This is a genomic window from Streptomyces sp. NPDC002754 (assembly GCF_053592315.1).
Map to the genome: position 1 here is coordinate 198684 of NZ_JBSFVM010000009.1, position 17583 is coordinate 216266.

The following is a 17583-nucleotide window of genomic DNA, read 5'->3' on the forward strand; positions in this document are numbered from 1 at the left end:
TGACCCAGGATGCAGGACCGGAGTCCACCGATCATCCGCGCGGCTGCCTCGCCGCCTTCCCGATCGACTCGACCAGCGGCAGCAGCCGGTGCGGGACGCGCTCGCGCAGCGCCACCTCCGTGCGGGTGCGGACCACGCCCGGCAGCCGGTTGAGCTGCTGGATCACATCCTCCAGATGCTCGGCGTCGCGCGCCGCGACGCGCGCGAGGAGATCGCCGCCGCCGGTCGTGGAGTACGCCTCGATGATCTCCGGCACGCCCGCGAGCTCGTCCCCGACGTCCCCCAGGTGGCCCTGCGTCGTCTCGATGTGCACGAAGGCGAGCACCGGGTGGCCGAGGGCCGCGGGCGAGAGGGACGGCTGCACGCCGGTGATCACACCGTCCCGCTCCATCCGGTCGACCCGGGCCTGGAGCGTCCCGCGTGCGACTCCGAGGATGCGGGCGTACTCGCGCATGCTGGTTCGCGGCCGCTCGAGGAGCAGGCGGAGGATGCGGGTGTCCAAGTGATCGACTGGCACGTCGCTGACTGTACCAATGGTCCAGTTGGGCGGCATCGGCGTTGCGGTCGCGGGGCTCTGCCCCGGGCCCCGCGCCTCAATCGCCGGCGGGGCTTGAGGGGCCCACCGGGCTTGAACTGGTCGACCCCCGAACCACCAGCTCCGGCATGAACACGAACTCCGTATGCGGCGCCGGCGTCCCCCCGATCTCCTCCAGCACCGTACGAACCGCCGCCTGCCCCATCGCCTGGACCGGCTTACGAATCGTCGTGAGCGGCGGATCCGTGAACGCGATGAGCGGGGAGTCGTCGAACCCGACCACCGAGATGTCGTCCGGCACCTCGAGCCCCCGCTGCCGTGCCGCCCGGATCGCACCGAGCGCCATCATGTCGCTGGCGCACACGATCGCCGTGCAGCCGCGGTCCATCAGGTCGAAGGCCGCGGCCTGCCCACCCTCCAGCGTGTAAAGGGAGTGCTGGACGAGCTCGCGCTCGACGTCGTCGGGCGCGAGCTCGAACCGGTCCCGCATCGCCCGCACGAAGCCCTCGATCTTCCGCTGCACCGGTACGAACCGCTTCGGACCGAGCGCAAGCCCGATCCGCGAGTGGCCGAGCGAGCCGAGGTGAGTGACCGCCAGTTGCATGGCCGCACGGTCGTCCGGCGAGATGAACGGCGCCCGCACCTGCGGCGAGAACCCGTCGACGAGCACGAACGGCACACCCTGCGCCCGCAGTTGCTCGTAGCGCCGCATGTCGGCCGTGGTGTCGGCGTGCAGGCCGGAGACGTAGATGATGCCGGTGACACCACGGTCGACGAGCATCTCCGTAAGCTCGTCCTCCGTCGAGCCGCCGGGGGTCTGCGTCGCGAGGACCGGTGTGTAGCCCTGGCGGGTCAGCGCCTGCCCGATGACCTGGGCGAGCGCCGGGAAGATCGGGTTCTCCAGCTCCGGCGTGATCAGGCCGACGAGTCCCTCGCTGCGCCGGCGAAGGCGTACCGGACGTTCGTAGCCGAGCACGTCGAGCGCGGCGAGAACCGACTGGCGGGTGGCCGCGGCGACGCCCGGCTTGCTGTTGAGGACCCGGCTCACCGTCGCCTCGCTCACCCCCGCCTGCGCCGCGATGTCGGCGAGGCGCGCGGTGGCGGGCGGGCCCTGCGCCGCCTTGCGGGCGGCCTGGGCGGGCAGCTGGGTCATCGCACTCCTTGTGGGGGCCAAGAGCTGGGGGAGCTGGGGCGGGAGTCCCGATGATCCCTGTGACGCCGCCCTGTGGCAAGAGCTTGCAGACCCTTGCAAGGCCTACATAGTGCCATGTAACAGGCGATAACAACCCGCTATCCAGCGGAACTTGGAGGTCACGAACCCGTAACCTCCATCCGTCTCTGCAAAATTTTTCAGCAAAGTCTTTCCTCGGGCTTGCGGCGCTGTTACGTTCACGTCGCTCAGTCGGGCCCAACCCTCTAGGAGATCTCATGCGGCGTGGCATAGCGGCCACCGCGGTGGTGGCGTCCCTCGCACTCGCGGCGACGGCCTGCGGTGGAAGTGACGACAGCGGCGACAAGGCATCGGGCCCGGTCACCATTACCTGGTGGGACACATCGAACGCCACCAACGAGGCACCCACGTACAAGGCGTTGGCCGCGGACTTCACCAAGGCCAACCCGGACATCAAGGTGAAGTACGTCAACGTGCCCTTCGATGACGCCCAGAACAAGTTCGACACGGCGGCCGGTGCCAGCGGCGCCCCCGACGTGCTGCGCGCCGAGGTCGGCTGGACGCCGGCGTTCGCCAAGAAGAGCTACCTGCTGCCGCTCGACGGCACCGAGGCGCTCGCCGACAAGGACAAGTTCCAGGCGTCCCTCATCAAGCAGGCCCAGTTCGACGGCAAGACGTACGGTGTCCCGCTGGTCACCGACACCCTCGCCTTCGTCTACAACAAGGCCCTCTTCAAGAAGGCGGGCATCACCGAGGCGCCCACCACCTGGGATCAGTTGAAGAAGGACGCGGCCAAGGTCAAGGCGGAGACCGGGGCCGACGGCTTCTGGGGCTCCACGGCCGGCTACTACGCCCAGCCGTTCCTGTTCGGCGAGAACACCGACACCGTCGACGCCGAGGGCAAGAAGATCACCATCGGCTCCGCCGAGGCCAAGAAGGGCCTCACCGCCTGGCAGGGCCTGTTCAGCGGCAAGGGCCTGCACAAGGCCGACGCCACCGCGGACGCGTACGCGCACATCCAGGACGCGTTCGTGAACGGCAAGGTCGCCTCGACCATCCAGGGCCCGTGGGAGATCACGAACTTCTACAAGGGTTCGGCGTTCAAGGACAAGAAGAACCTCGGCATCGCCACCGTCCCGGCCGGCTCCGGCGGCAAGCCGGGCGCCCCGACGGGCGGCCACAACCTGTCCGTGTACGCGGGCTCGGACAAGGCCCACCAGGAGGCCTCGCTCAAGTTCGTGAAGTGGATGACGTCGGCGAAGACGCAGGAGCAGACCGCCCTGAAGAACTCGACGCTGCCCACCCGCGAGGACGCGTTCACCGCGAAGGTCACCGCCGACCCCGGCATCGCCGGCTACCAGAAGGTGCTCGACGCGGCCCGGCCCCGCCCCGAGCTGCCGGAGTACAGCTCGCTGTGGACGCCGATGGACCAGGAGCTGCCGAAGGTCGCCACCGGCAAGGAGTCGCTCGACCAGGGCATCAAGGGCCTGGAGACCTCGTTCGCCAAGCTGCTGCCCAGCTTCTCCAAGTGACCTGGTGACACTGCCGGTTCGCGCCCCGGAGGGGAGGGCGCGAACCGGCACAGCCTTGCCGCAGACCGACATCAGGCAGCCCGATTCAGAAGGTGCCCGCATGACCCTTGCCGTCGACCGCCCGGCCGCGAAGAAGCCCGCGCCGCGCCCAGGCCCGATCCGGCGCTTCAAGGACTCGTACCGCAGGTACTGGTACGCGTACGCGATGATCGCCCCGGTCGTCGTCGTCCTCGGCGTCCTCGTCGTCTACCCCCTGGTACGCGGCTTCTACCTGACGCTCACGAACGCCAACAGCCTCAACTCGGCCCGCACCATCGGCGTCAACCAGATCGAGGCCACCTACGAGTTCGTCGGCCTCGACAACTACGCCGACATCCTGTGGGGCCCCTCCTCGTACGACCGCTTCTGGTCGCACTTCGTGTGGACCGTCGCGTGGACGGCGATCTGTGTGGCCCTGCACTACTGCATCGGGCTCGGTCTCGCGCTGCTCCTCAACGAGAAGTTGCGCGGACGCACCTTCTACCGGCTGATGCTGATCCTGCCGTGGGCCGTGCCGACCTTCGTCACCGTCTTCGCGTGGCGCATCATGCTCGCCGACTCCGGGATCATCAACGCGAGTCTCGGCACCCTGCACATGCCGCAACCGCAGTGGCTGGAGGATCCGACGTTCCAGCGGATCTCCGCGGTCCTCGTCAACACGTGGTGCGGCGTGCCGTTCATGATGATCTCGCTGCTCGGCGGCCTCCAGTCCATCGACGCGTCGCTGTACGAGGCCGCGGAGATGGACGGCGCCAACGCCTGGCAGCGCTTCCGGCACATCACGCTGCCGGGCCTCAGGCCGGTCAGCTCGACCGTCGTCCTTCTCGGCATCATCTGGACGTTCAACCAGTTCGCGATCATCTTCCTGCTCTTCGGCAACACGGCACCGGACGCACAGATCCTCGTCACCTGGGCCTACCGGCTCGGCTTCGGGCAACAGCCGCGCGACTTCGCGCAGTCCGCCGCGTACGGCGTGCTCCTCCTGTCGATCCTCACCGTGTTCACGTCCTTCTACTACCGCTGGTTGAAGCGCAATGAGCAGCTCGCCGTCTGACGCCGCAGGAGCCCCCATCATGAGCACTACGACCACCAGCTCCGCGTCACGTGCCCCCGCGGGGCGCCCCGCGACCGAGGCCGCTCCCGCGAAGACCCCGCGCGTACGCGGGCGCGGCGAGCGCGGCCCGCTCGCGAAGGCCCTCACCCACGGCGTCCTCGCCGTGGCGAGCCTCGTCGCGCTGTTCCCCGTCGTCTGGCTGACGTATCTGTCCCTTGGCCCCGACAAGGACGACTACCTTCACCCGGGCAACATCGCGAGCAAGGCGACCCTCGACAACTACAGTTACGTCCTGGAGCACACCCAGTTCTTCCACTGGGCGGCGTCGACGCTGATCGTGGCGCTCGGCACCACGCTCGTCGGCGTGCTGTTCGCGGCGACGACCGGCTACGCCGTCTCCCGGATGCGCTTTCCCGGCTACCGCCCGCTGATGTGGGTGCTGCTGCTCACGCAGGCCTTCCCGATCGCCGTGCTGATCGTGCCGATCTACGAGATCTTCTCCCGGCTCGGTCTGATCGACACCTACCAGGGCCTCATCCTCATCAACTGCACGACGATCGTGCCGTACTGCACCTGGCTGCTGAAGGGCTACTTCGACACCATCCCCGCAGAGATCGACGAGGCGGGCCGGATCGACGGGCTCAGCCCGTTCGGCACCTTCTGGCGGCTCATCCTGCCGCTCGCGAAGCCGGGCATCGCGGTCGCCGCGTTCTACGCCTTCATCACGGCGTTCGCCGAGGTCGCCTTCGCCAACACCTTCATGCTCAGCGACACCAAGTACACCTTCGCGATCGGCCTGTCGAGCTTCGTCAGCGAACACGACGCGCAGTGGAACCTGATGGCCGCGACCGCGGTGTTGATCGCCATCCCTGTGACCGCTTTCTTCTACCTTGTCCAGAAGCACCTGGTCACCGGCCTGACCGCCGGCGGAACCAAGGGCTGAACCCGGCTACGCAGCAAGGACATCATGAGCCAGCACTCCACGGACCAGCCGGTGGCGGCCGCCACCACGACCCGAGAGACCTCCGACTGGTGGCGGGACGCGGTCATCTACCAGGTCTATCCGCGCAGCTTCGCGGACAGCGACGGCGACGGCACGGGTGACCTCGAAGGCATCCGCCGACGCCTGCCGCACTTGCGCGAGTTGGGCGTCGACGCGGTGTGGCTGTCCCCGTTCTACGCCTCGCCGCAGGCCGACGGCGGCTACGACGTCGCCGACTACCGGGCCGTCGACCCGATGTACGGCACACTGCTCGACGCCGACGGGGTGATCCGTGACGCGCACGCCCTCGACCTGCGCATCATCGTCGACCTGGTCCCCAACCACTCCTCCGACCAGCACGAGTGGTTCAAGCGCGCGGTCGCGGAAGGACCGGGCTCCCCGCTCCGCGACCGCTACCACTTCCGCCCCGGCAAGGGCGCGGGCGGCGAACTCCCGCCCAACGACTGGGAGTCCATCTTCGGCGGCCCCGCCTGGACCCGGCTCCCCGACGGCGAGTGGTACCTGCACCTCTTCGCCCCGGAGCAGCCCGACCTCAACTGGGAACACCCGGCGGTCGCCGACGAGTTCCGCTCCATCCTGCGCTTCTGGCTCGACATGGGCGTCGACGGCTTCCGCGTCGACGTCGCCCACGGCCTCGTCAAGGCGGAGGGGCTGCCGGACCTCGGCGGCGGCGAACAGCTGAAGCTCCTCGGCAATGACGTCATGCCGTTCTTCGACCAGGACGGCGTCCACGACATCTACCGCTCGTGGCGCACGATCCTCGACGAGTACGACAGCGATCGCATCTTCGTGGCCGAGGCCTGGACGCCGACCGTCGAGCGCACCGCGAACTACGTGCGCCCCGACGAACTCCACCAGGCCTTCAACTTCCAGTACCTGGGCGCCCCTTGGGATGCCGAGGGGCTGCGCGAGATCATCGACAGCTCACTCGACGCGATGCGTCCGGTCGGCGCCCCGGCGACCTGGGTGCTGTCCAATCACGACGTCACCCGGCACGCCACCCGCTACGCCAACCCGCCCGGCGGCACCCAGATCCGCACCCCCGGCGACCGCGAACTCGGCCTGCGCCGCGCCCGCGCCGCCACCCTCCTGATGCTCGCCCTGCCCGGCTCGGCGTACATCTACCAGGGCGAGGAACTCGGCCTCCCTGATGTCACCGACCTCCCCGACGAGGTCCGCCAGGACCCCTCGTACTTCCGCGCCGAGGGCCAGGACGGCTTCCGCGACGGCTGCCGGGTGCCGATCCCGTGGACCCGCACGGGACCCTCGTACGGCTTCGGTGACGGCGGCAGCTGGCTCCCGCAGCCGGACACCTGGGGCGAGTTGAGCGTCGAGGCGCAGACCGGCGACCCGGAGTCGACCCTGGAGATGTACCGCTCGGCGCTCGCACTGCGCCGCACCACGCCGGGCCTCGGCGCCGGCGACGGTGTGAAGTGGCACGGGGACGCCCCGCAGGGTGTGCTCCACTTCGAGCGCCCCGGCTTCGCCTGCACGGTCAACACGACGGACACGGCGGTGCGCCTCCCGGCACCCGGCACGGTACTGCTCGCCTCGGAGCCGGTGACGGTGCCCGACGGAGCCATCGACCTGCCGGCGGACACGACGGTGTGGTGGGAGATCGCCTGACCTCAGGCACGGCAACGGTATGGGGCGGGGCCCGTCGGGCCCCGCCCCTTCGGCATAGGCTCCCGGCTGTGAGGTCACAGCGGAGGGTCGTGCGGATCGTGCTGTGGGCGCTGGTACTCGTCGCGTTCGCACTGCCACTGAGGCACGGGCTACTGGCGACACGTGCGTACGTGGACGGGTACTGGGCGACGGCGAATCAGATCGGCGAGTCGAACACCAGCGAGACGTTCGCCTGGAAGACACCACGCGGCGAGGCCGTGCACGGATTCGTGCACGGCCTCGGGGAGCAGGGGTACTTCGACGAGGCGCTCGAAGACGGGCAGCAAATGGGTCCGCTGCGCGTCTGGGTCTCCGCCTCCGGCTCGGCACACGTCGACGAGGCACCACCCGAGAACGCGATGGTGTTCGGCTACGGTGCCGCGCTCGCCGTCGCGGGCGCGACCGCCTACGTGCTGTGGGCGATGCGGCGCGCCCGCGACCCGCGCTGAGCGACTACGCGGTGTGGAAGGCCACCGCGCCCTTCGCGGGCACCGTGAGTTCCGCCTTGCCGCCGGAGACCGTCACCGAGCCTTCGCCGAGGGCGTTGTCGTACGTGCCGTCGGCCAGGCTCGTCGTGTACGTGTGTGTGCTGTCGGACGACGTGTTGTTGATCGCGACGAAGCCGACGTCGCCGCGCCCGAAGCCGATCACGTTCGACGCGGGTGACTGCCAGTCCGTCACGTCCTTGCCGGCCGCCGCGTTGTGCCAGCCCACCATCCCGGTGATGGCCTCGTCCCGGTCGAGGCAGGACCAGGCGCCCGAGCAGTCGGTGTCGGTGACGGCGCCACTGCCGTCGTTCGGCGGCGCCGCGTCGCTCTGGTCGAACTTCCAGGCGGCGTAGACCGAGGGCCGCCCGTAGCCGCGCGCCAGCTGGAAGACGTTGGCGAGGGTGGCGGTCGCGCCGTCCTTGTAGCTGAGCGTGTAGCCGTTGCGTTCGGTGTCGTGGTTGGTGACGAAGGTGTTGGAGTTCGCCTCGTCCGCGAGCCCCGAACCGCCGCCCAGCGATTCGAGGTTGGCGATGTCACCGCCGCCGAACGACGACTTCATGGTGGCGGCGTAGCCAAAGTCGAGGACGTCCCCGTTGGCGTAGTAGTCCCCGAGCGCGGGCGGGTTGCCCGGGTAGACCTCCTGTGTGATGTAGGGGGCGTCGCCCGATGTCGTCGTGTGCAGGGCGCCCACGATCGCGTTCATGTCCCCCGTGGGGATGTGCTTGGCGGCGTCGACACGGAACCCGTCGACGCCCAGGTCGATCTGCTTGTTGAGGAAGCCCGTGATCTTCTCGCGGACGCCCGACTCGGCTGTGTCGAGGTCGGGCATGCCGAGCAGTTCGCAGTTCTGGACCTCTTGCTGGTCCGACCAGTTGGCGATGGTCTTGGTGCAGTTGTCGCTGTCGGCCGGGTCGTAGTCCGGGGTGTCGTACTTGTTGGAGATGGTGGTGCCCGCGTAGCCGGTCCCGGTCTGCGCCGCCGTGTGGTTGATGACGGCGTCGGTGTAGACCTCGATGCCGGCGCCGTGGCAGGTGTCGACCATGTCCTTGAAGGCGCTCTCGTTGCCGAAGCGGCTGTCGAGCTTGTACGAGTACGGCTGGTAGACGTCCCACCAGTAGAGGTCGGCCTGCTTGAGGGACTCCTCGGGAGGGGCGACCTGGACGGCGCCGTAGCCCGCCGGGTCGAGGGTGTCGGTGCACTCCTTGGCGACCGACGCCCAGTTCCACTGCCACAGGTTGGCGATGACATCACCGTTGGGTGTGCCGGTGTCGGCGGCCTGTGCCGTCGGGGCGGGCAGGGACGCCATGCCGCCGAGGGTGAGGGCGCCGAGCGCCATCGCGGTGACGGTACGACGGCGCCGACGAGGGCTTTTGGGGGTGAGGGATGTGTCGTGCTGCATGTGCGGCTCCTGAATGTGGGGTTCTGGTGGCGCGTCGTGAGCGTGGGGCAGGCGAGTACGCCCCGTCAATGGGCAGTTGAAAATTCTTGCTACTTCTTTCGCAACTCTTGCAGTCGCGTTACGGCAGGCGTTAACGTCACGCGGCGGACCGGCCCGACCTCCCCACGCGCGCGGCCGGTCCGCCCCAACACACCGCATCCCGCGAGGAGTTCCCGACGTGAGCCGCAGTCCGTTTCGCGTACCGCACAGACGCGCCGCCGCGTACACCGCGGCCGCCGCCCTCCTCGTCACACTCGCCCAGCCGCTGGCCGCCCGCGCCGCCGCGCCTGCGGCCCCGCCCTCCGACGCGAAGCTCGCGGCCGAGCAGGACCGCCACGACCTCACCCGCGAGCAGTACTACTTCGTGCTTCCGGACCGCTTCGCGAACGGTGACAGCGGCAACGACAAGGGCGGCCTGACCGGTTCACGCCTCGCGACCGGCTACGACCCGACGGACAAGGGCTTCTACCAGGGCGGCGACCTCAAGGGCCTGACGAACCGGCTCGACTACATCAAGGACCTCGGGACGACCTCGATATGGCTGGCCCCGATCTTCAAGAACAAGCCCGTGCAGGGCGAGGGCAAGGACGCTTCGGCCGGCTACCACGGCTACTGGATCACCGACTTCACGCAGGTCGACCCGCACTTCGGCAGCAACGCCGACCTCAAGAAGCTGATCTCCAAGGCCCACGGCAAGGGCATGAAGGTCTTCTTCGACGTCATCACCAACCACACCGCCGACACGGTCGACTACGCCGAGAAGAAGTACGGCTACCGGTCCAAGGGTGCCTACCCGTACCTCGACACCAAGGGCCGCCCCTTCGACGACAGCAAGGGTGTGAGGGCGAAGGTCGACGCCGACTCCTTCCCGTACACGCCGAAGAACACGGGCGAGATGGTGCCGTCGTGGCTGAACGACCCGACGATGTACCACAACCGGGGCGACTCCACCTGGGAGGGCGAGTCCACGATCTACGGCGACTTCTCCGGCCTCGACGACCTGTGGACCGAACGGCCCGAGGTCGTCTCCGGCATGGAGAAGATCTACGAGAAGTGGGTGCGTGACTTCGCCGTCGACGGCTTCCGCATCGACACCACCAAGCACGTGAACATGGACTTCTGGACGCAGTGGGCCACGGCGCTCGACAAGTACGCCGCCGCGCACGGCCGCAAGGACTTCTTCATGTTCGGCGAGGTCTACTCGGCCGACACCGACGTGACCTCCCCGTACGTCACCCAGGGCCGCCTCGACGCGACGCTCGACTTCCCGTTCCAGGACGCGGCCCGCGCCTACGCCTCGCAGGGCGCGAGCGCCGACAAGCTCGCCAAGGTCTTCGCCGACGACTACAAGTACGCCACCGACAAGGCGAACGCGTACGAGCAGGTCACGTTCCTCGGCAACCACGACATGGGCCGCTTCGGCACCTTCCTGAAGGCCGACAACCCGAAGGCCTCCGACACGGAACTCCTCCAACGCGACAAGCTCGCCAACGAGTTGATGTTCCTCTCGCGCGGCAACCCCGTCGTCTACTACGGCGACGAGCAGGGCTTCACCGGCGCGGGCGGCGACAAGGACGCCCGGCAGACCATGTTCGGCTCGAAGGCCGCCGACTACCTCGACGACGACGAACTCGGCACCGATCGCACGCACGCCGACGCCGCGTACGACACCAAGCACCCGCTGTTCACGTCCATCGCCGCACTGTCGAAGCTCCGCAAGGACAACCCGGCCCTCGCCGACGGAGCCCAGAAGGAGCTGTACGCGAAGGACTCCGTGTACGCCTTCTCGCGCACCGGCGACGACGACCGCGAGTACGTCGTGGCCGTGAACAACGCGAGCGAGGCGAAGACGGTCGAACTGCCGGTCGAGTCCGCGAAGTTCCGCGCCCTGTACGGGGGTTCGGGCGCACTCAAGGCGTCCGACGGTCGGGTGAAGGTCACCGTGCCCGCCCTGTCCTCGCTCGTCCTGCGCGCCGATGGCAAGCTCCCGGCTCCGGCCGCGAAGCCCGCGCTGTCCCTCAAGGCCCCCGCCGCCGGAGCCACCGGCACGGTCACCCTCTCCGCCGACCCCGGCGCCACGGCCTCGGCCGGCGTCGTCTTCGCGGCTCAGGTGGGCGACGGCAAGTGGCGCACGCTCGGCTCCGTCGACCACGCCCCGTACAAGATCACGCAGCGTGTCCCGGAGGATGTGGCCGCCGGAACGACCCTGCGGTACAAGGCAGTTGTGGTGGACCGCGCCGGACGCACCGCGAGCGCCCTCGCCGACACGACGGCGGGGCAGGCGCCCGCGCCCGAGAAGCCCACGGCCGTGGACCGCGACTACGCCGTCGTCCACTACAAGCGTGCCGACGGCGACTACGACGACTGGCACCTCACGTCCGGTGACACCTCGGCGGAGTTCGTGGGCCGGGACGCCTACGGAGCCTTCGCCTGGGTGAAGGTGCCGGACGGCGCGAGTTCGGTGCCGTACACGATCGAGAAGTCCGGCGAGGTCGACGGGCCGCAGCGCACCGTCGACCTCGGGAAGACCGGCGAGGTCTGGGTCGAGCAGGGCAAGGACGGCCAGTCCGCGACCAGGCCCGACGGTGTGTACCCGCCGCAGGACGCCAAGAAGGCCGTCATCCACGTGCACCGCCCCGACGGCGACTACGAGGGCTGGGGCCTGCACACCTGGACCGGCGCCGCGAACCCCACCGACTGGTCGAAGCCGCTGCAACCCACCGGCAAGGACGCGTACGGCGTGACCTTCGAGGTGCCGCTCGCCGACGGTGCGACCTCGCTGAGCTACATCCTGCACAAGGGCGACGAGAAGGACATCGCCACCGACCGCTCCCTCGACTTCGCCACATATGGCAAGGAGGCGTGGCTCAACTCAGGAGACACCAACTACCTCCTGCCGTCCGCCGGTTCGGGAGCGGACCTCGACCTGTCGAAGGCCGAGGCGCAGTGGATCGACGCCGACACCGTCGTCTGGAAGGTGAAGGCCACCGCCGCCACCAGCCAGCAACTGGTGTACGCGCCGGAGGGAGGTGTCACGGTGAAGGACGGCGCCCTGAGTGACGAGGGGCAGTGGCTGCGCCTGAACCCCGGCGGCCTCACCGACGCACAGAAAACCAAGTACCCGCACCTCAAGGACTACCCGGCGTTCACCGTCGACCCGCGCGACCGCGACCGGGTGCGTGACGCGCTGCGCGGCCAGCTCATCGCCACGCAACGGGCGGCGAACGGGGCACTGCTCGCGGCGACCGGCGTGCAGACGGCGGGTGTTCTCGACGCCACGTACGCGGACGCCGCCCAGAAGGCGTCCCTCGGCCCGGTGTTCAAGAACGGCAAGGTGACCCTGTCGGTGTGGGCGCCCACCGCCCGTGAGGTGTCCCTCGAACTCGCCGGCAAGACCGTGCCCATGCGCCGCGACGACGCGAGCGGCACCTGGTCGGCGACCGGGTCCGCGGCCGCGTGGCGCGGCAAGGAGTACCGGTACGCCGTGCGGGTGTGGGCGCCCAGCGTCCAGAAACTCGTCACGAACAAGGTCACCGACCCGTACTCCGTGGCCCTCACGGCCAACTCGGAGCGCAGCCTCGTCGTCGACCTCGGCGACAAGTCCCTTGCCCCGAAGGGCTGGTCGGGCCTGGCAAAGCCCAAGGCCGTCCCCATGAAGGCCGCGCAGATCCAGGAACTCCACGTCCGGGACTTCTCGGTCGAGGACGAGACGACACCGGCGAAGGACCGAGGCACGTACAACGCCTTCACCGACAAGAGCACCGACGGCTCGAAGCACCTGCGCGCCCTCGCGAAGTCCGGCACTTCCTACGTGCACCTGCTGCCGGCCTTCGACATCGCGACGATCCCCGAGAAGAAATCCGAACAGGCCACGCCCGACTGCGACTTGAAGGCATCGGCACCTGACAGCGATCAGCAGCAGGAGTGCGTCGGCAAGGCAGCCGGCAAGGACGCCTACAACTGGGGCTACGACCCGTACCACTACACGGTCCCCGAGGGCTCCTACGCGAGCGACCCGGACGGCACCGGGCGCACCGTCGAGTTCCGCAAGATGGTCAAGTCCCTGAACGAGGACGGCCTGCGGGTCGTCATGGACGTCGTCTACAACCACACGGCGTCCGCGGGACAGGACAAGACATCGGTCCTGGACAGGATCGTGCCCGGCTACTACCAGCGGCTCATGGCCGACGGCTCCGTGGCGAACTCCACGTGCTGCTCCAACACGGCGACCGAGAACACGATGATGGGCAAGCTGGTCGTCGACTCGATCGTGACCTGGGCGCGCGAGTACAAGGTCGACGGCTTCCGCTTCGACCTGATGGGACACCACCCGAAGGCCAACATCCTGGCCGTCCGCAAGGCCCTCGACGCGCTGACACTCGCCAAGGACGGCGTCGACGGCAAGAAGATCATCCTCTACGGGGAGGGCTGGAACTTCGGCGAGATCGCCGACGACGCCCGCTTCGTGCAGGCCACGCAGAAGAACATGGCGGGCACCGGCATCGCCACGTTCTCCGACCGGGCGCGGGACGCGGTGCGCGGCGGCTCGCCGTTCGACGAGGACCCGGGTGTGCAGGGCTTCGCGTCCGGCCTCTACACCGACCCCAACTCCTCGAAGAACAACGGCACTTCGGCCGAGCAGAAGGTGCGGCTGCTGCACTACCAGGACCTCATCAAGGTGGGTCTGTCGGGGAGCCTGGCGGACTACAAGTTCACGGACACCGGAGGGCGTACGGTCAAGGGCTCCGACGTCGACTACAACGGCGCGCCCGCCGGCTACGCGGACGCCCCGGGTGACGCCCTCGCCTACGCCGACGCGCACGACAACGAGTCCCTGTACGACACGTTGACGTACAAGCTGCCCGCGACGACGACCGCTGCGAACCGCTCCCGGATGCAGGTTCTCGCGATGGCGACGGCGGCCCTCTCCCAGGGCCCGGCGCTCTCGCAGGCGGGCACCGACCTGCTGCGGTCGAAGTCCCTCGACCGCAACTCGTTCGACAGCGGCGACTGGTTCAACGCGATCCACTGGGACTGCCGCGCGGGCAACGGCTTCGGCCGCGGCCTGCCGATGGCCGCCGATAACGAGCCCAAGTGGCCTTACGCGAAGCCCCTGTTGGCGTCGGTGAAGGTGCCGGGCTGCGCGGAGATGGAGGGGACCTCCGCCGCGTACCAGGACCTGCTGAAGATCCGCACCACCGATCCGGACTTCCAGCTCTCGACGGCGGCCGAGGTCCAGAAGGCGCTCTCCTTCCCGCTCTCCGGCAAGGACGAGACACCGGGCGTCATCACGATGCGGCTCGGCGACCTGGTGATCGTGTTCAACGCGACACCGCAGCGGCAGAAGCAGACGGTCGACGGTGCCGCCGGGACCGGATTCCGCCTGCATCCGGTGCAGGCCGGTGGCGCGGACGACGCGGTGAAGTCGGCGTCGTACACGCGGAGTTCAGGAACCTTCACGGTCCCCGGACGTACGGTCGCCGTGTTCAGCCGCGGATGACTGTCCGACGCGTCCCGCCCCTCAGCGGGACGCGTCGCGCGCCACCTTGCGTGCCCACAGCACCAGCGGGATCTGCAGCGGAACCCGCGCTTGGACGGCGCGGCGCATCGGCGCGGGGCGGTCCTTCCAGTCGGCGGCCATCTTCACATTGGCCGGCACGACGGCGACGAAGAACGCGGCGGCCGCGGTGGCGGAGCGGGAGCGGGTTCGCGGCACGGCGACGCCCGCCGCGAGCGCCAGCTCCACCACCGCGCTGGCGTAGGTCCAGGTGCGCGGGGAGCCGGGCAGCCGGCGCGGCACGATGGCGTCGAACTGCTTCGGGAGCAGGAAGTGGGCGGCCCCGGCGCCGGCCAGTAGTCCGGCGAGGAGGTGGGAGGAGCGGGCGGGGCGCAAGTGAGCCTCCTGGGGCGGGGGAGCGTGGTGCGATCCGCACGACCCTACTTTCCGGTAACCACCGGCGTCGAGAGCCCGCGAGTCGAGAGTCCCCTGGCCGAGGGCCGCGAGTCGACAGCCCAGGCTGTGCAGCCAAAGTTGCACAGCCTGGGCTGTCGATCTATCGTGGAGGCATGAACGACGACAGCGCAGCGGTCGAGGAGCTCGCGGCCCGCGCCACCGACGAGGTGTGGGTGATCATCAGCCGGCTCCGCCGCAAGCTGATGGCGCTCGACGTGGACCCGGAGGGCGAGCTCTCGCCCGCCCAGGCGTCCGTGCTCTCCCGGCTCGACAAGTACGGGCCCTCGACCGCCAGTGAACTCGCGGCCATCGAGTCCGTCCGGCCGCAGTCCATGGCCAAGCACGTCATCGCCATGGAGGAGCGCGGTCTCGTCGAGCGCCGCCCGGACCCCGAGGACGGGCGCCGTCGCGTGGTCGCGCTCACCGACGCGGGGCGCGAGCGCCGCCAGGGTGTGCGCCGGGCCCGTCAGGAGTGGCTCGCCGGGCAGCTCGCCGAGCGCGGCAGCGCGGAGCAGCTGCGCGCCGTGATCACGGCGATGGCGCTGCTCGACGAGGTGACGCAGGCGTGAGTGGCATAGCCGAGCGCGTGCGGGGCGTGCGCGGGCGGGGCCTGCGCAAGCGCGGCGAGGCCGACGGATTCGACCGGCGCCTCGTCCCGCCGATGATCCTCGGGTCGATCCTGAACCCGATCAACTCCTCGATGCTCGCGGTCGCGCTCGTCCCGATCGGCCACGCCTTCGGCGTCCCACCTTCCCAGACGGCCTGGCTCGTCTCCGCCCTCTACCTCGCCACAGCCGTCGGCCAGCCGGTGATCGGCCGGCTCGTCGACGCGTTCGGGCCGCGCAGGCTCTATCTGCTCGGCACCGCACTCGTCGGCGCCGCGGGCCTGCTCGGCGTGTTCGCCCCGAGTTTCTGGCTGCTGATCGTCTCCCGGGTACTCCTCGGCTTCGGCACCTCCGCCGCGTACCCGGCCTCCATGTATCTGCTGCGCACGGAGTCCGAGCGCACCGGAATGAAGAGCCCCAGCGGCATCCTCGCCGCGCTGTCGGTGTCCAACCAGGTCATCGCCGTCATCGGCCCGACCCTCGGCGGCGTACTCATCGGCCTCGGCGGCTGGCACCTCATCTTCGCGATCAACGTGCCGCTGTCGCTCGCCTGTCTCGCGCTCGGCGCGCTGCGGCTGCCGAAGTCGGTGAGGGCCGGCCGCGAGGCGGACGCCGCGAATTCGGCGGACGTGCCCGGGATGCTGCTGTTCGCCGGGTCGCTCACCGCGTTCATGCTCTTCCTCACGTCGCCGGGGACCGCACACTGGTACCTGCCGGTGATCGGCGCCGTCGCGGGCGCGGTCTTCGTCCGCCGGGAACTGGCCTCCGCCGACCCCTTCATCGACCTGCGCGTACTGAGCGGCAACACTCCGCTGCTCGCCACGTACGCGCGTCAACTCCTCGCGTACACCACGTCGTACGCGTTCCTGTACGGCTACAGCCAGTGGCTCCAGGACGGCCGCGGCCTCGGCCCCGAACAGGCCGGTCTGCTGCTGCTCCCGATGTCCCTGATGGCCATCGGTGTCACCGTCCTCACCGGACGCCACCCGCAGGTACGGGGCAAGCTGTTCGTCGGCGGCCTCGCCCAACTCGTCGGAGTGGCAGCCCTGTTGGGGCTCAACTCCGGCAGCCCGATCTGGCTCCTCGTCGTCATCGGCGCGATCTTCGGCATCCCGCAGGGCCTCATCGGCCTCGCCAACCAGAACGCCCTCTACGCCCAGGCCGACCCGGAGCGCACGGGCGCGTCCGCCGGACTGCTGCGTACGTTCAGCTACCTCGGCGCGCTGCTCGCCTCCGCCGCGAACGCCGCGTTCTTCAAGAGCGGCGCCAACACGGCAGGGCTGCACGAGCTGGCCTGGATGCTGGTCGTCGTCTCCGTGCTGCTGCTCCTGGTGACCGTGGCCGACCGGGCACTGCGCCGCATCGGCCGGGACTGACCGCTCAGTCCCGCCCCGAACCACACACCACCCATTCAACTCCGCACATCCGTAAGGAATCCCACGTGTCTCTCACCACGCTCGACCCCAAGTCCGCCCTCGTCGTCGTCGACCTCCAGAAGGGCCTCATGGGCGTGTCCGGCGCCCCGCACACCGTGTCCGACGTCGTCGACCGCAGCGCCCGCCTCGCCGACGCCTTCCGCGCCGCAGGACTCCCGGTCGTCCTCGTCCGGGTCACCTTCGCCGCCGACGGCTCCGACGCGACGCCCGGACGCACCGAGACGCCCAGCGGTGGCCGTGCCATGCCCGAGGGGTGGGACGAGGTCACCGACGCGCTCGCCGGGCACCCCGAGGACATCACCGTCACGAAGCGGAACTGGTCGGCGTTCTACGGCACCGACCTCGACCTTCAGCTGCGCCGCCGTGGTGTCACCCAGGTCGTCCTGACCGGCGTCGCCACCAGCATCGGCGTCGAGTCCACGGCCCGCGCCGCCCACGAGCACGGCTACCACGTCACCCTCGCCACCGACGCCATGACCGACCTCGACCCGGAAGGACACCGCGGCAGCGTCGAGCGGATCTTCCCGCGGCTCGGCGAGACCGGCACGACGGACGAGGTGCTGAAGCTGCTGGCCCCGACTCACTGAGCCGCGCCCGGTCCCTGACGCCCCGTCGACCGCACCGTACGCTTCGAGTGTTCGAAGCGGTCGACGGAAGGCAGTTG

13 protein-coding genes are annotated in these 17583 nt (G+C 69.4%); 9 read left to right on the plus strand and 4 right to left on the minus strand.

Going from position 1 to position 17583, the window contains the following annotated elements; genetic code table 11:
* Positions 1 to 31 precede the first annotated feature (31 nt).
* Positions 32 to 517, minus strand: a complete 486-nt coding sequence (locus ACWD2L_RS20845) for an Lrp/AsnC family transcriptional regulator (protein ID WP_351330991.1) — start codon at positions 515 to 517, stop codon at positions 32 to 34.
* Positions 518 to 593: 76 nt separating this feature from the next.
* On the minus strand, positions 594 to 1688 hold the full coding sequence (locus tag ACWD2L_RS20850) for a LacI family DNA-binding transcriptional regulator (protein ID WP_351330990.1): 1095 nt from the start codon (positions 1686 to 1688) through the stop codon (positions 594 to 596).
* 275 nt (positions 1689 to 1963) lie between these two features.
* On the opposite strand from ACWD2L_RS20850, the gene ACWD2L_RS20855 reads away from it, so the two are divergent.
* From ACWD2L_RS20855 to ACWD2L_RS20875, 5 genes are all read left to right on the plus strand, one after another.
* On the plus strand, positions 1964 to 3238 hold the full coding sequence (locus tag ACWD2L_RS20855; RefSeq protein ID WP_351330989.1) for an extracellular solute-binding protein: 1275 nt from the start codon (positions 1964 to 1966) through the stop codon (positions 3236 to 3238).
* Between the two features lie 100 nt (positions 3239 to 3338).
* Positions 3339 to 4331: a carbohydrate ABC transporter permease gene (locus tag ACWD2L_RS20860; RefSeq protein WP_351330988.1), complete on the plus strand. Its 993-nt coding sequence runs from the start codon at positions 3339 to 3341 to the stop codon at positions 4329 to 4331.
* Positions 4332 to 4350: 19 nt separating this feature from the next.
* Positions 4351 to 5274, plus strand: a complete 924-nt coding sequence (locus tag ACWD2L_RS20865; RefSeq protein WP_351330987.1) for a sugar ABC transporter permease — start codon at positions 4351 to 4353, stop codon at positions 5272 to 5274.
* A 24-nt stretch (positions 5275 to 5298) separates the two neighbouring features.
* The gene (locus tag ACWD2L_RS20870; RefSeq protein ID WP_351330986.1) at positions 5299 to 6960 is read left to right on the plus strand and encodes a glycoside hydrolase family 13 protein; all 1662 of its coding nucleotides are present in this window, start codon (positions 5299 to 5301) and stop codon (positions 6958 to 6960) included.
* A gap of 68 nt (positions 6961 to 7028) precedes the next feature.
* Positions 7029 to 7448, plus strand: a complete 420-nt coding sequence (locus tag ACWD2L_RS20875; protein ID WP_351330985.1) for a hypothetical protein — start codon at positions 7029 to 7031, stop codon at positions 7446 to 7448.
* Positions 7449 to 7452: 4 nt separating this feature from the next.
* Here ACWD2L_RS20875 and ACWD2L_RS20880 read toward each other — a convergent pair whose 3' ends face one another.
* Positions 7453 to 8886 carry an alpha-amylase gene (locus ACWD2L_RS20880; RefSeq protein ID WP_351330984.1) on the minus strand — a complete coding sequence of 478 codons (1434 nt, stop codon included), beginning with the start codon at positions 8884 to 8886 and terminating at the stop codon, positions 7453 to 7455.
* 217 nt (positions 8887 to 9103) lie between these two features.
* Here ACWD2L_RS20880 and pulA point away from each other — a divergent pair, with 217 nt between their 5' ends.
* A complete protein-coding gene (gene pulA / locus ACWD2L_RS20885) occupies positions 9104 to 14425 on the plus strand; it encodes a pullulanase-type alpha-1,6-glucosidase (protein ID WP_451190465.1) in 5322 nt (1773 codons plus the stop codon).
* A gap of 21 nt (positions 14426 to 14446) precedes the next feature.
* On the opposite strand, the gene ACWD2L_RS20890 is transcribed toward pulA, so the two are convergent.
* Positions 14447 to 14818: a DoxX family protein gene (locus tag ACWD2L_RS20890; protein WP_351330983.1), complete on the minus strand. Its 372-nt coding sequence runs from the start codon at positions 14816 to 14818 to the stop codon at positions 14447 to 14449.
* A 173-nt stretch (positions 14819 to 14991) separates the two neighbouring features.
* Here ACWD2L_RS20890 and ACWD2L_RS20895 point away from each other — a divergent pair, with 173 nt between their 5' ends.
* The 3 genes from ACWD2L_RS20895 (at position 14992) to ACWD2L_RS20905 (ending at position 17506) form a co-directional block, all read left to right on the plus strand.
* On the plus strand, positions 14992 to 15447 hold the full coding sequence (locus tag ACWD2L_RS20895) for a MarR family winged helix-turn-helix transcriptional regulator (RefSeq protein ID WP_351330982.1): 456 nt from the start codon (positions 14992 to 14994) through the stop codon (positions 15445 to 15447).
* A 92-nt stretch (positions 15448 to 15539) separates the two neighbouring features.
* The gene (locus ACWD2L_RS20900) at positions 15540 to 16859 is read left to right on the plus strand and encodes an MFS transporter (protein ID WP_451190512.1); all 1320 of its coding nucleotides are present in this window, start codon (positions 15540 to 15542) and stop codon (positions 16857 to 16859) included.
* A 65-nt stretch (positions 16860 to 16924) separates the two neighbouring features.
* The gene (locus ACWD2L_RS20905; protein ID WP_351330981.1) at positions 16925 to 17506 is read left to right on the plus strand and encodes a hydrolase; all 582 of its coding nucleotides are present in this window, start codon (positions 16925 to 16927) and stop codon (positions 17504 to 17506) included.
* The last annotated feature ends 77 nt before the right edge of the window (positions 17507 to 17583 follow it).